Consider the following 13,221-nt stretch of genomic DNA (forward strand, 5'->3'; position numbering starts at 1 on the left):
GTGACCGTCGTGACGAGCGCCCCTCCGGTGGCTTCCGCGCCGGTGGCAGCAGCGACCGTCGCGATGACCGTGGTGGCCGTTCGTTCGAGCGTCGGGACAACGACCGCCCCGCGTTCAACCGTGACCGCCGTGACGAGCGCCCCTCCGGTGGCTTCCGCGCCGGTGGCAGCGACCGCCCGTTCAACCGTGACCGTCGTGACGACCGCCCCTCGGGCGGCTTCCGCGCCGGCGGCGGCAGCGACCGCCCCACCGGCCGTCGTGACGACCACCGCGGCGCCAACACCGGCACCAACACCGGTTCCTTCGGCCGCCGCGACGACAAGCCGCGCTGGAAGCGCAACGGCTGACCCCCGCCCGGCCGACAACCGGCCGAGCAGGTCCGCCTGACAGACCGGCAGGGCCCGTACGCCACCGAACCGACTCGGTGACGTACGGGCCCTGTTGCTGTCCGGAGGCCCGGAGTTCTACCGCGGTCGCCGGACGTTCCCGTGGTGTGGAGATCCTGTTAAGATCCGCACACTCGTGTGGGGGGCACCGCCGGGGAGCGAGCCCGGGACTTCCACGCCGGCGTCCGTCGACCGTTGCTGAGAGATCACGTCCCCCCGCGCCCACTGTCTTCCACGGGGAGGAACCCGAGTGGCTCAGCGTGCCCTCACGAACGGCGTCGTCGCCGCAGCACTGGTTCTGTCGGTGACCGCGGGGCTGGGACCGACGGCCGCGGCCGCGACCCCGGCACCCGCGAACGTCCCGGCGGCTCTCGCGGCGCCCGCCGCGGCGGCGGACCCGGTGGTCATCCCGCCCGCGATGAGCAACTTCGTACAGCCGTTCAACTTCGCGGCCGTCGGCCGCCAGCGCGGCGCCGACGGAGCCGGAGCGGCCGGCGTCTTCCACCGGGTGTCCGGGCCGCCGAGCGGCTATGTCTGGACCCGCTTCTCCGACGGGCGGATCTTCCCCGCCGGCCCGTCCGGAACCGCACCGGTCGACAAGGTGCACGGCACGGGCACGGACACGATCGTGTACCAGCGGGGGAACACCTTCGAGCTGCGGGACATGGCGGCCGGCACCACGCGCACCCTCACGCTCCCGGACGGGCTGCTCTTCTCCGGCGTCTTCGGCCGTACGGTCGTCGCGGTCAGGATCGCGCCGGACGCCACGGGCGACACGCCCCGCGCGGCGGACGAGGCGCATCTGCTGGACGTGCGCGAGGACGGAACCGTACGGGACCGCACGGTCGAGGGCCTGCCGGCCGACACCCGCTTGCTGCACGCCGACTCGGCCGTGGCCGGGGACAGCACCTCCGTGGCCCTGCGCTACGTCACCGGCGGCGCCGCCACCCTGGCACTCGTCGACGTGGCGGGCGCGCGGGTCGACCAGCGGCTCGGCGCGGGGGTCAAGGCCTCGGGGAACGCGTTCGTCCTGTCCCCCCGGCACCTCCTCTTCTACGTGGTGGGCAGCACCGGGACGACCATCGGAGTGCTGCCCCGGTCCGACCTCGGCGGCACCCCGCGGACGATTACCTCGGTGCCGCCCGCCGACCGCTACTTCTCCTCCCTGCGCGTCGTCGGTGACTGGCTGATCCACAACCGGGGCAACAACTTCCCCCTCATGGCCACACCGCTCGACGGCGGTGCGCCCCGCGTGCTGCTGAAGGCCGCCAAGAAGGACATCGCGGCCGCCGAGGACGGCTCGGCGATCGTCGTCGGCGGGGTGAGCAGCCAGGGGGATGACCGCGCGTGGGGCGCCCACCGGATCACCGAGGGCCCGGGCGGCGTTCCCGTGCTGGAGCGCGTGATCGACCTCGCCCCGCTGCCGGAGAAGATCCAGGGGATCGGCCTGTCCGGCGGGCGGCTCACCGTGGCGGACAGCAGGGTCTCCAACGTCCGCCGGGCCACCGTGCGCACCCTGAGCCTGTCGGGGACGCCGTCCTACGGGCCGCAGGTCCCGGCCCGGATCACGTTCCACACCGCGTGCGGGCCGGAGGATCCGGACTGCCACGCGATGTTCGGAGCCCTCGACGGTGGTGTCACCTTCCTCGCCCGCCGGGAGGGCGCCTCCGGCGACGAGGTGCGCTCCTCCGAGGGCAGTTCCTTCATCACCGGCGCCTCCGGCGGCACCCTCACGGACGCCGACGGGGAGTACGCCGTTTACACGAACGAGGCGGCGGGCGTACAGACCGTCTACCGGGCGTACGGACCGGAGAAGATCCTCACCCGCAAGCCGGTCGCGTCCGCCCTGTGGGAGCAGACCCTGTGGAGCGCGGCGGAGAAGCCGGGCACCGTGACGGAGACGGTTCTGGCGACGGGCCGCACACGGCAGACCGTCGACCTGGGCACCGGCTGCGCACCAAGCGAACTCCAGGCGCTGGGCCGCTGGCTCTACTGGTCGTGCGGGGCTTCCGGCCCGGCCGGGGTGTACGACCGGACGACGAAGAAGTCGTTGCCCGTCCCCGCCGACGAGGCCCTGCTCGGCGACGGCTACCTGGTGCGTCACGACAAGGCCGCCGGGAAGCTGGTCCTGAGCGACCTGGTGACCGGCATCGGCACGGGTACGGCGCCGGAGCGGATCGTCGGCGACCTGCCGGCGACCGCGAACGCGCAGCGGCGCGTGGCGTGGACGGTCGACAAGCGCGGCGGGAACGTCGCGTACGTGGATGCCGGCCAGCGGGTCCACGTGGTGCCGACCGGTGTGCCGGCGCAGGCGCTGGGGGTCCATGACGAGCGCTCGGAGAGCTGGCCCTCGGAGGAGAGCGGCCACTGGGCCTACTCCGCCCGGCTCTCCCGGCCCGTGGCTTCCTGGAAGGCGCGGCTCGTCGACCGGCGGACCGGCAGGACGGTCCGTACGCTCACCGGCGGCGAGGCCCGCGACGTCCTGACGGTCGACTGGGACGCCCGGGACGGCAGCGGACGGCTCGTGGTCAACGGGACCTACGACTGGACGCTGACGGCGCAGCCCGCCGACGGCCACGGCCCGGCCCTGACCAGGTCCGGCGAGGTGAGGCTCACCCACGCGGCCCCCGCCTGGCGTGACTTCGGCGGCCGGGACGCCCTCGGCGACCTCTTCGTGGTGGTGGAGGACCGGAGCCTGGGCATGCGCCGGGGCAAGCTTCCCGGAACGGTCGGCCCGTACACCGGCTACTTCGGCATCCTCGACGCTCCCGCCACCGGCATCGTGCCCACCGGCGACCTGCGCGGCGACCGCTGCAACGACTACCTGGTCGTGAACAGCGACGGCGCCCTGTACCGGCTCGACGGCACGTGCGACGACGACGGTCAGTACGGCTTCCTCCACGATCCGGCGAAGATCGGGACGGGCTGGAAGGCGTACGACGTGTACTCGCCCGGCGACCTCAACGGAGACGGCGTGGCCGACGTGCTGGCCCGTCAGAAGTCCACCGGCTCCCTCTACCTGTACGCGTCGGACCGGGCGGGCAAGCTCAAGGCCGGTGTCCTGATCGGCACGGGCTGGAAGGGCCTCACGGTCGTCGGGGCCGGGGACCTGACGGGCGACGGCATCGGGGACGTCCTGACGCGCGACTCCTCCGGGGTGCTGTGGCGGTACGCCGGCACGGGCGCCGGAAAGCTGGCCGCCAAGCAGCGGATCGGCTCCGGCTGGAACGCGTACAACGCGATCGCGGCGGTCGGCGACATCACGGGCGACGGCAGGAACGACCTGTTCGCCCGGGACAAGGCCGGGGTGCTGTGGCGGTACGAGGGCAAGGGCGACGGGCTGTTCGCCCCCCGCGAGAAGCTCAGCCCCGGCTGGCAGGGCTACCTCTCGCTGTTCTGACCGCCGACCGGGCCCCGGCGTCGCCACTCGCCACTCGCCACTCGCCGGGCCCCGGCGAGTGGCGACGCCGTGCCGGGACGCGAATCGGATACCGCCTCGGCCGCCGGGCCGGGGACGGCTATGCTCGTGGAGTGATCTCCCAGGGGCCGTTAGCTCAATTGGTCAGAGCAGCGGACTTTTAATCCGTTGGTTGTGGGTTCGAGTCCCACACGGCCTACCCCTTGGCCCCAGGTCGGAGCGTTGCTCTGGTCTGGGGCCGTCTCGCGTTTCGGGGCATTTCAGGGCGCGTGCTCCATCGAAGCTCCGTCGAAGAGCAAGCGATCACGCGAAGCCCAGGCCGGTTGCCCGTGCGCCGGCCCGGTCGATCCGGAGGAAGGTGGCGGCCGGCCCGCGGCCGAGTGCGAGAAGCGCGGCCACGATCCACAGCGGGTACCGGCGCCGGTAGAAGAGGTGCCGCGCGGCGCCGACGGGCCGGACCGGGCCGTCGCAGCCCGGCCCGTCGCGGCCCGGCGGGGCGTGCGAAGAATCTGACGAGGCATCCGAAAGACCTCCGGGCACCGTCGTGCACGCGCTACCGTCAGGTGCCGTGACCTCGGTGCCAGCACTCACGTTATCGATCTGCGCAATCGCCGCTACCCCTGAGCCACGAGGACGTTGTGACTGAGAACCCCCGCCGCCCTGTGGCGAGCATCCACATCGAGAGCCGGGAGTGCGACCCGCAGTTGCTGGAGCGGCTGACCGGCGCCACCTACTTCCCCGAGCGGTTGCTCGGTGCGACGATCGTCAACACGGTCCTTCGTGGCGGCGGGCACGTTCTCTACGTCACCGCTCCGCTGATCGTCGACGCGGACCAACAGGTGGACTACTACGTCAGCCTGCTGTCCGGCGGTCCGAGCGGCACGAGCGAAGAGCGCCGGGACGCGCGGGAGCGGGTCCAGCTCGTGTCTCTGGACGATGTCTCTTCGCGCTGGCTCAGCGAGAAGGTCCTCGACCCCGCGGGCGAGCAGGCGGCCACCGCTCGCGAGGCCCTGCGGGACTTCGTGAAGGTGCACCGGAGCGCGGGCGCGGACGCTCGGCTGAGCTACTTCGAGCCGTCCCGGCCGCTGGAGTCACTGGCTCGCGAACTGGGCGTACCGGGCACCCAGTCCTCCTCCGTTCACATCCCGAGGGGGAGCAAGCACTCCAGCCGTGAGATCTTCGCCGCCACGGGTATTCCCGTAGCGCCGGGCACCGGCCTCTGCCACAGCGTGGCCGAGCTGGCCGTTGGGGCAGCAGCGCTGGTGCGGGCGGGGCACCGCAGAATCCTCCTCAAGATCGACAGCGCCACCTACGGCGGCGGGCTCGGGAACGCTCTGCTCGAAGTGGGCGACGATGTCGCGCTCATGTCCGGTGACGCCCTGGTCGAGGGCGTCCTCGCAGCTCTGCCCCAGGCCACTCCGGTGGACTCCAAGATCAGCTGGGACGACTTCGTGGGGCTGCTGGAGGAGTCCGGCGTGATCGCGGAGGCGTGGATCGAAGGAGGCGACGTGTCCAGTCCGAGCTTCCAGGGCAGGTTGACCGAAGGCGGCGGAGTGGAGGCGATCTCCACCCACGACCAGGTTTTCGGGGCGCAGGGGCAGAGCTACACCGGCTGCGTCTTCCCGGCCCGCGTCGACTACCGTTCGGTCCTCGTCGACTACGGATTGCGAGTGGGACGGGCTCTGCTCGAACTCGGTGTGGACAGCGGCGAGTACGGGGTGGACTTCCTCGCTCTGCGGTCGGAGGGCGAGTGGCGCCTGTGGGGGTGCGAGGTCAACCTCCGTGCGACGGCCACCAAGCACCCGTTCACCATGGCCACCGGGCTGCTCGGAGTGGCGGCCACGCACGACGGACGGCTGGTCGTGGAAGGAACCGAGTACGTTTACCAGGCTTCGGACGGCATCGTCGCGCCCCACTACCGGGGCCTGCGGCCCGCCCAGCTGATCGAGGCCGTCACGAATTCGCCGCTTGCCTACGACCCCGACCGCGGAACCGGGGTCGTGCTCCATTTGATGAGTTCGGTCCTGCACCACGGAAAGTTCGGTGCTCTGTGTATCGGCACCGACCACGCCGAGGCGGCGGAGCTGATGCGCCGACTACGCGAACTCGCCGACACTCTGGCGTCGGGCGGTCGGACCGGCCCGACGATTCCCCACAGCCAGACCGCGCCCTCTCCGTCTCCCCAGACGCATCGCGATGCGGTGATGGACGCGCACTGAGACCGCTGTGGACGGCGCGGAGCAGCCGGCGGGAGTCGGCCCGCCGGCGATCAGCCTGGCTCCGTGGGGTGCCCGCGCCGTTCAGACCATCGGCGAGAAGAAGTACGTGTCCCGCCGCGCGAACAAATGTTCCTGGTCGAGCAGGAAGAAGTCGGCGAAAGCCAGGGAGACTTCGCGGCCGTCCTTGAGGACGCCGTGAAAGTCGCCGTTCACGGCGATCCGGTTGCCGTCGGCCACGGTAGTAGTGAGCGTGTGCGTCCCCCGCGCGATGACACGTTTCTCCGTGTAGAACGCCTTGAGGTCGGTGTGCCCGTGCATCGGCTTGTAGCCAGGGCGGCGGTAGACGGCGTCCTCGGCGAAGAGCGCGATGAGTCCCGGCACGTCGTGCTGGTCGACTAACCGGTAGTACTCGCGCACCTTGGCCAGGGCACCTTGCTCTTCGTTGCTCTCCATGACCTTCAACCCCTGTTCGAATTTGTTCGGTGGCTACGGAATCCCATTATGCAGCGGAATGAATTCGCCGCACCAGGCCGATGGTCTCGAAATTACTATCGAGACCATCGCGGGGGTGGAAGTGGTTTCCGGGCATGCCGGACGGGTGTGGTGATCTGTGGGATATGGATGCCGCCTGTTCGCGATCGATCTGAGCGAACATTTGAGCGAGTCTCGGATATCTTTCGCAGAAAAGCGGCCCATATTTCCTGTGGGGCCACAGCATGGGGCTAGGCCGAACGGGGTACGGATTTCGTGCCCGGGCGCTTACCTGCCCGAACTTCCACCGGAGGGCCGTGCATGAGAAATGCGACGTCAAGTGCGTCGCGCATGCTGCGTTCTGTGGGAATGCGCTTCAGTGCCCATGCATACGGGGAGATATGCGCCCGAAGTGCGATGAGCTGCTAGTCGCGGCCACTCTCCGAGATGACTCCTCAGTGCCGAACAGGCTGGGAAGTGCATCGCCTCGCATGGGAATGCACTGCCCTTTTTCGTGCGTGTGCCATGGGTCTTTCAGAGGGTCATTTCTCCAACCCGGGACGTGTCTCGTTTGATTTGGAGTGACGAATGAAAAGCACCGACTTCAGGGAAACCGCCGCTGATCTGGCCGCAGACGCGGCCTTCTTGCAGATGGCCGAGAATCTCGGGCTGTCCGCTCTGCTGGACGGACGGTCGCCCTTCACCCTGCGCGAGGCGGCGGCCGCCGCCGCTCTGCCCGAGGACGGTGCCGGAGCCTTCCTCCGGGCGCTGGTCTCCGCAGGCCTGCTGGAACAGAGCGAGACGGGCGGGCGGTTCGTCCCCTGCGCCGACATGGCCGACCGCCGCTACCAGGCCGGCTACCTCAGCTGGTCACTCAACGCGAACCGCCCGTACATCGACCACGCGGCGGAGATCGTGCGGGAACCGGCCGCGGCTGTCGGCTACCCACGCGACGGTCGGCAGGTGGCGGTCTCCTCCCGCTGGATCGGCTCGGCCGGCTTCTATCCCGATGTCATCGCGCGGATCACCGAACGCAAGCCCCGGCGCGTGGTCGACCTGGGCGCCGGTGCGGGAGCTCTGCTGATCCGACTGCTGACCGAGCTGCCGGACAGCACCGGTGTGGCCCTCGACCTGAGCGCGGGGGCGTGCGAGGAAGCGGAGCGGGCGGCGGAGCGGGCAGGGGTGCGCGACCGGCTGGAGGTGGCCCACCGTTCGATCGAGTCACTGGTCGATGACGCCACGCCGGTCCGGGACGCCGATGTCGTGCACGCGGGCTTCGTGATGCATGACGTGGTCAGCAAGCCCGAGGTGCTCGACCGCCTCCTGCGTACCGTACGGTCCTCGCTCGCCCCCGGCGGCTGTTTCGTCGTGACCGACGCGGTGCCCTTCACTCCCGGCGCGCGGGAACGGGGCTTCAGTGCCCTGTTCAGCTATCTGCACGCGAGCTCGATGGACGTCAAGCTGCCTTCCGAGCAGCAATGGCGTGACGGTTTCGCCAGGGCCGGGTTCTCCGAGGTCACCTGCACCCCCCTGCGCATGCCCGGCAGCCGCGCGTTCGTGGCCGTCGGCTGAGGCGCGTCGTGTTGGCGTACAACGCCGGAGCAGCCGGTCCGGACAGAGGAGTGCTGTGAAGATCTCGGCCGAGCAAGCCGTGCACAAGGCGGCAGAACTGTACGAGGCGCGTGCGAAACGCGCCCCCGTCAAGCCCTTCACCGATGAGGATCCAGCGCTGGGGATGGAGGACGGATACGCCATTCAGCGTGAGCTCACCGCGATGCTCCTCGCGGACGGCGACGAGGTCATCGGGTACAAGGCGGGGCTCACGTCCGCGCCGATGCAGAGCCTGTTCGGCGTCGACACCCCCGACTACGGGCCTGTGCTGTCGTCGACCGTCCGTGACAGCGGGGCGCGCCTCTCCCCCGACACGTTCATCGCCCCCAGGGTCGAGGCGGAGATCGTCTTCCGGCTCGCGGCTCCCCTCGCCGGCCCCGGCGTCACGGTGGAGCAGGCCCGCGCGGCCATCGGTGAAGTGATCGCCGGTCTGGAGATCGTCGACTCCCGGATCGAGGACTGGCGCATCGGCATCGCCGACACGATCGCCGATCTGGCCTCGAACGGAGCAGCCGTTCTGGGCCGCTCCGTGGCGTTCCGCCCCGACCTCGACTTCCGTCTGCTGGGCATGGCGTTCTTCCGGAACGGGGAACTCGTGGCGACCGGCGCGGGAGCCGCGGCCCTTGGCGACCCCGTGGCTGTCGTGGCATGGCTGGCGAACACCCTCGGCAAGCACGGTGTGGCCCTCGACGCCGGCCAGGTGATCATGACAGGAGCTCTGCACGCCGCGGTCCCGATGGCCTCCGGTGACACCTTCACCGCCGAGTTCGACCGCCTGGGAGCCGTCACCCTGCACGTCGACGACCCTGCCCCGTCGTCCTCGGGCAGGCCCGCGACCGTACGTGACGGCCGGACATGACCGGGCCCGGCGGACCCGACGGCCGGTCTGCGGCCAAGACGATTCCCGTAACGATGAGTCACCTCTTACGGAAGGGCATCAGAGGAATGGAACCAGATGGACGGCTGTCCGCGGTGGTTCTCGGCGCCGGCCTCCTCGGCGTCGACCTGGCGGCCAAGGTGATGCGCTCGAACTCCCTCGACCTCCGGCTCGTCGTGGGCCGCGACGAGGCGACTCCGGGTCTCAGGCAAGCAGCCAGGCTCGGACTGCGGACGGCCGCGAACGGCATCCGGTCCCTCACCGACACCGACGATGTGTTCGACGTGGTGTTCGACACGACCAACGCGTTGTCGCACGCCGAGCACGCCGAACGGCTGAAGCCGCTGGGCACCATGCTCGTCGACCTGACGCCCAGCCGGGTCGGACGGATGGTGGTGCCCGTGGTCAACGGGTCGGAGGCCCTGACGTGCCGCGACGTCAACATGGTCAGCTGCGGCGGCCAGGCGTCCATCCCGATTCTCCACGCCATCACCCGGCACCATCGGATCGACTACATCGAGGTGGTCACCACGGCCGCCAGCCCGAGTGTCGGCCGCTCCACGCGTCTGAACATCGATGAGTACGTGGAGACCACCCAGGACGCGATCCGTGCCCTCACGGGGGTCAAGGACGTCAAGGCGATCCTCAATCTGAGTCCCGCCAGGCCCCCGGCGATGTTCCGCGTCGCCATGAGCCTCCTCGGCGAGGGCCTCACCCCGGAATCCGTGCGTCCGTTGGTCATGGAGGCCGCGCGCGGCGTGCGCGACTTCGCCCCCGGATACGGCGTGACGGCATGCGAGGTCAACGACGGGAGGGCTTTCACCGCTGTCGAGGTCGTGGCGTCCGGCGACCGGGTCCCCCGGTACGCCGGGAACATCGACATCATCAACTCGGCGGCCCTGCACGTCGCCGAGCAGTACGCGACCGGCCGCCTCTCGAAGGTGGGGGCGGAGACGTCATGAACCAGACACCAGGCGCACGCGCCGTTGCGGACAGGCCTGTCCAGATCCACGACCCGACCCTGCGCGACGGTCATCACGCGGTACGTCACCGGCTCAGCCGTGAGCAGTTGCGCGCGTACGCGACAGCGGCCGACTCCGCCGCCGTCCCCGTGGTCGAGGTGGGCCACGGCAACGGCCTGGGCGCCTCCTCCTTGCAGGTGGGACAGGCCCGCCTCAGCGACGACGAGATGCTGTCCGTGGTCAGAGAGGCGCTGCGGAGCAGCAAGATGGGTGTCTTCATGCTGCCCGGCTGGGGTACCGCGGCGGACCTGAAGAGGGCGATCGACCACGAGGTCGACCTGGTTCGGATCGGAACCCACTGCACCGAGGGGGACCTCGCGGAGCGGCACCTGGGATTCCTGCGCGAGGCGGGTGTGGCCGCACACGGCGTGCTCCTGATGAGTCACATGGCCACCCCGCAGCGGCTGGCCGAGGAGTGCGTCCGGCTCGTCGGCTACGGCGCGACCGGTGTCGGCATCCTCGACTCCGCCGGTCACTATCTCCCCGCGGACGTGACCGAACGCGTCGGCGCCATCCGTGAAGCGGTCGAGGTGCCCGTGATGTTCCACGGGCACAACAACCTCGGTATGGCCGTGGCGAATTCGATCGCGGCGGCCGAGGCCGGGGCCGGCATCCTGGACGCCTGTGCGAGCGGCTTCGGCGCCGGAGCGGGCAATACGCAGCTGGAGGTCCTCGTGCCGGTCCTCGAGCGGATGGGCTTCTCGACAGGCATCGACCTTTACCGGCTCCTCGACGCGGCGGACATCGCTCGGAGAGACCTGATGGACGCCCCGCCGACCATCGACTCCGTCGCCGTCGTCAGCGGGCTGGCGGGGGTGTTCTCCGGATTCAGGACACGGGTGCTGGACGTCTCGCGGCGCGAGGGCGTCGATCCACGCGACGTCTTCTTCGAACTCGGCCGGCTCCAAGCGGTGGCCGGCCAGGAGGATCTCATCGTCGATGTGGCACTCGCGGTCGGCGGCAGGCAAGGGCAGCAGGAGGCAGGGGGCGCGAGCGATGTATGAGGTGCTCAGGGACATTCTGGTCGACGAGTTCCAGATCAGGGCGGACGAAGTCCTGCCGACGGCCAGCCGGACCGATGTGGGCCTGGATTCCGTGACCATGGTGGAGCTCGCGGCTGTGCTGAGCAGCAGGCTCGCCATCGAGATCCACGACTACGAGCTCGCGGACGCCGGCACCTTGGCGGAGCTCGCGCGCGTGGTGGAGGAGCGCCGCCTGGCCGGTACGGCAGAACGTGCCGGGCCGGAGTCCTGAAGGGTTACGGGGCCGGGGCCGCCCGGACGCCGGGCGCCCCGGCCCCGGAACGTACGGGGCCGACAGCGGCTCGGACGGCAAGATCGGCGAACGGTGACGGAGGTGAGTCAGTGCTGGAAAGCATCGTGGAGACCGGCAGGCTGATGGTCGACGACTGTTCCCTCACCCGCAGGGTGACGGTGTCCCCGGGGATGTGCGGCAGCGGATCGCTGATCTACGGGCGTATCGGGGACTGGACCTGGGAGGCGGTGGCGGCCGCCTGTGGGACGAACGTCCACGCGGCCCGGACCGCCGAGGGCCGGCCCGCCTATCTCTCCTTCTACTACTACCGGGTGCGAGGCGGGCGGGTCGTCCACCCCAACGGGCTGACGTTCGGCGACGAACTGCGAGTGGACTCCCGGGTGTTCCAGTTCGGCAGCCAGTCGGTGCTGACCCTCCATCGCCTCGCTCCCGCGGACCTCGCTCTGCCCGAAGGGCCGTTGGACGCGGTGGAGGTGTACGAGCGGCCGCACCCGGACTGCCTGTACGTCGAGAACGTCAACCGCTGGATCACCCGCTCCCGCCCGGACAGCAATCAGGGCCTGTCGGAGGTGGCGCCCTCGGACTTCGCCTACACCCACCTGCCGAGGCTCCCCAACGACTACTCGCCCCGGACCCTCGTGGGCCGCGCCCGGGGAGCCGGCAGTTTTCGTCCCGAGGACCGACAGGACCTCGTGTCGGCCGGTCCGGTGCATGACGTCGCGTACACGCTGGACATCACCCGGGACATCAACGGCGTGGGCCTGGTGTACTTCGCGTCGTACTTCTCCATCTTCGACACGGCTCTGCTGAGCCTGTGGCGCTCGCTCGGGCGTGATGACGGACAGTTCATGCGGCGCAAGGTGGTGGATCAGAGGATCGGCTACTTCAGCAACGCGGACCCGGGCGCTGCCCTCACGCTCTCCACTCGTCGCTGGCGCAGCCGGGCCGACCCGGGCATCGAGGTCGCCGACATGGCGATGCGCGAGGCCGGCACGGACCGCCTGCTGGCCGTCGGCTGTGTCGAGCTCGATGTCGCCACGACGTTCTCGGAGAGGAGGGAAGGCGGATAGCGCCAGCTCCTCCGCCCGACGCGAAACGCCCCGGCCTGCTGCGGCAGGCCGGGGCGTTTCGCTGTGCGCGGGCTCTCACGTACGTACCGGCCCGAGGGCCTCAGTCTCGGCTGCCGGCGAGAGTGGCGTAGACGACGACGTTGTCGGCGTAGCGGCTGTCCGCCTCGGAGTAGTCGCCGCCGCAGGTGATCAGACGGAGCCCGGCGTGGTCGAGGTTGCGGTAGACCTCGACCGTCGGGAACGCGTCCTTGGGGTACACGGCGGTCCGGTCGACGGTGAACTCGGCCGTGCGGCCGTCCGCGCGGCGGACGGCGATGCGGTCGCCGGGGTCGAGCTCGGCGAGCTCGAAGAAGACCGCCGGTGCGCCGTCCCAGGTCACATGGCCCGCGATCACGGCCGGCCCCATGGCTCCCGGCGTCGGGCCGGGCGTGTACCAGCCGGCCTTGTCCGGGTCGCGCGGGGTGTCCATCGCCCGGTTCTCACCGAGTCCCAGGTCCTCCAGCGTGGAGTCGACCTTCAGGGACGGGATCGTGATGCCGACGGGTCGGGAGGAGGGCAGGGCGGCCACGGGCGGCCTCTCCCGGTCTCCGCTCCCGCTCCCCTTCTCCGGTGGCGTGGACGTCCCCGCGTGGGGCGGGGGCGTCCGGCCGGCCTGGGCCCCGGAGCTTGACTTGTCCGCCGCCGGGGGAGGGGCGGGCTGCTGGCGGCCGGTTCCCAGGGCCAGCAGCAGTCCGCCGGTCAGGAGCAGGGCCGCGACGGCGGCGGTGAGCACGAACGTCCGCCGCCGTCCGGGTGGTGGCGTGGGCCGGTCGCCCGGGTCCGTCGCGTTCATCGGGGGTCACCTCTCCCTGGTTACTGCCGCTGCGGAGCCG

11 protein-coding genes, 1 tRNA gene and 1 pseudogene are annotated in these 13,221 nt (G+C 70.5%); 11 read left to right on the forward strand and 2 right to left on the reverse strand.

Annotated elements, in window-relative coordinates; translation table 11 throughout:
* The 4 genes and pseudogenes from ACIQRW_RS34575 to ACIQRW_RS34590 form a co-directional block, all read left to right on the forward strand.
* Positions 1 to 347: pseudogene (locus tag ACIQRW_RS34575) on the forward strand (RNA helicase); the annotation flags it as partial.
* A gap of 289 nt (positions 348 to 636) precedes the next feature.
* Complete coding sequence (locus tag ACIQRW_RS34580; protein WP_403768289.1) at positions 637 to 3,786, forward strand: FG-GAP repeat domain-containing protein; 3,150 nt, start codon at positions 637 to 639, stop codon at positions 3,784 to 3,786.
* Between the two features lie 143 nt (positions 3,787 to 3,929).
* Positions 3,930 to 4,003, forward strand: a tRNA-Lys gene (locus ACIQRW_RS34585).
* Positions 4,004 to 4,442: 439 nt separating this feature from the next.
* On the forward strand, positions 4,443 to 6,023 hold the full coding sequence (locus tag ACIQRW_RS34590; RefSeq protein WP_403768292.1) for a peptide ligase PGM1-related protein: 1,581 nt from the start codon (positions 4,443 to 4,445) through the stop codon (positions 6,021 to 6,023).
* 81 nt (positions 6,024 to 6,104) lie between these two features.
* Here ACIQRW_RS34590 and ACIQRW_RS34595 read toward each other — a convergent pair whose 3' ends face one another.
* Positions 6,105 to 6,476 carry a nuclear transport factor 2 family protein gene (locus ACIQRW_RS34595; protein WP_361325275.1) on the reverse strand — a complete coding sequence of 124 codons (372 nt, stop codon included), beginning with the start codon at positions 6,474 to 6,476 and terminating at the stop codon, positions 6,105 to 6,107.
* Here ACIQRW_RS34595 and ACIQRW_RS34600 point away from each other — a divergent pair.
* The 7 genes from ACIQRW_RS34600 to ACIQRW_RS34630 all read left to right on the forward strand — a co-directional run bounded on the left by ACIQRW_RS34600 (position 6,475) and on the right by ACIQRW_RS34630 (position 12,349).
* Positions 6,475 to 6,630 (forward strand): hypothetical protein, encoded by a 156-nt coding sequence (locus ACIQRW_RS34600; RefSeq protein WP_403768296.1) that lies wholly within the window; start codon positions 6,475 to 6,477, stop codon positions 6,628 to 6,630. The two genes, ACIQRW_RS34595 and ACIQRW_RS34600, sit on opposite strands and share 2 nt — an antisense overlap.
* 452 nt (positions 6,631 to 7,082) lie before the next feature.
* The gene (locus ACIQRW_RS34605; RefSeq protein ID WP_403768299.1) at positions 7,083 to 8,066 is read left to right on the forward strand and encodes a class I SAM-dependent methyltransferase; all 984 of its coding nucleotides are present in this window, start codon (positions 7,083 to 7,085) and stop codon (positions 8,064 to 8,066) included.
* A gap of 55 nt (positions 8,067 to 8,121) precedes the next feature.
* Positions 8,122 to 8,964 carry a 2-keto-4-pentenoate hydratase gene (locus ACIQRW_RS34610; protein WP_403768302.1) on the forward strand — a complete coding sequence of 281 codons (843 nt, stop codon included), beginning with the start codon at positions 8,122 to 8,124 and terminating at the stop codon, positions 8,962 to 8,964.
* A gap of 86 nt (positions 8,965 to 9,050) precedes the next feature.
* Positions 9,051 to 9,944, forward strand: a complete 894-nt coding sequence (locus ACIQRW_RS34615) for an acetaldehyde dehydrogenase (acetylating) (RefSeq protein ID WP_403768305.1) — start codon at positions 9,051 to 9,053, stop codon at positions 9,942 to 9,944.
* Positions 9,941 to 11,008, forward strand: coding sequence for a 4-hydroxy-2-oxovalerate aldolase (gene dmpG / locus ACIQRW_RS34620; RefSeq protein ID WP_361325287.1), 1,068 nt, complete (start codon positions 9,941 to 9,943; stop codon positions 11,006 to 11,008). The genes ACIQRW_RS34615 and dmpG overlap by 4 nt, the downstream gene beginning before the upstream one ends.
* Complete coding sequence (locus ACIQRW_RS34625) at positions 11,001 to 11,258, forward strand: acyl carrier protein (protein WP_403768308.1); 258 nt, start codon at positions 11,001 to 11,003, stop codon at positions 11,256 to 11,258. The genes dmpG and ACIQRW_RS34625 overlap by 8 nt, the downstream gene beginning before the upstream one ends.
* Positions 11,259 to 11,368: 110 nt before the next feature.
* The gene (locus ACIQRW_RS34630) at positions 11,369 to 12,349 is read left to right on the forward strand and encodes an LnmK family bifunctional acyltransferase/decarboxylase (RefSeq protein ID WP_403768311.1); all 981 of its coding nucleotides are present in this window, start codon (positions 11,369 to 11,371) and stop codon (positions 12,347 to 12,349) included.
* 100 nt (positions 12,350 to 12,449) lie between these two features.
* On the opposite strand, the gene ACIQRW_RS34635 is transcribed toward ACIQRW_RS34630, so the two are convergent.
* Positions 12,450 to 13,181, reverse strand: coding sequence for a class F sortase (locus ACIQRW_RS34635; protein WP_403768314.1), 732 nt, complete (start codon positions 13,179 to 13,181; stop codon positions 12,450 to 12,452).
* Positions 13,182 to 13,221: the final 40 nt, after the last annotated feature.

The sequence above is a fragment of the Streptomyces sp. NPDC091287 genome (genome assembly GCF_044768525.1).
In the GTDB taxonomy this organism is placed as follows: domain Bacteria; phylum Actinomycetota; class Actinomycetes; order Streptomycetales; family Streptomycetaceae; genus Streptomyces.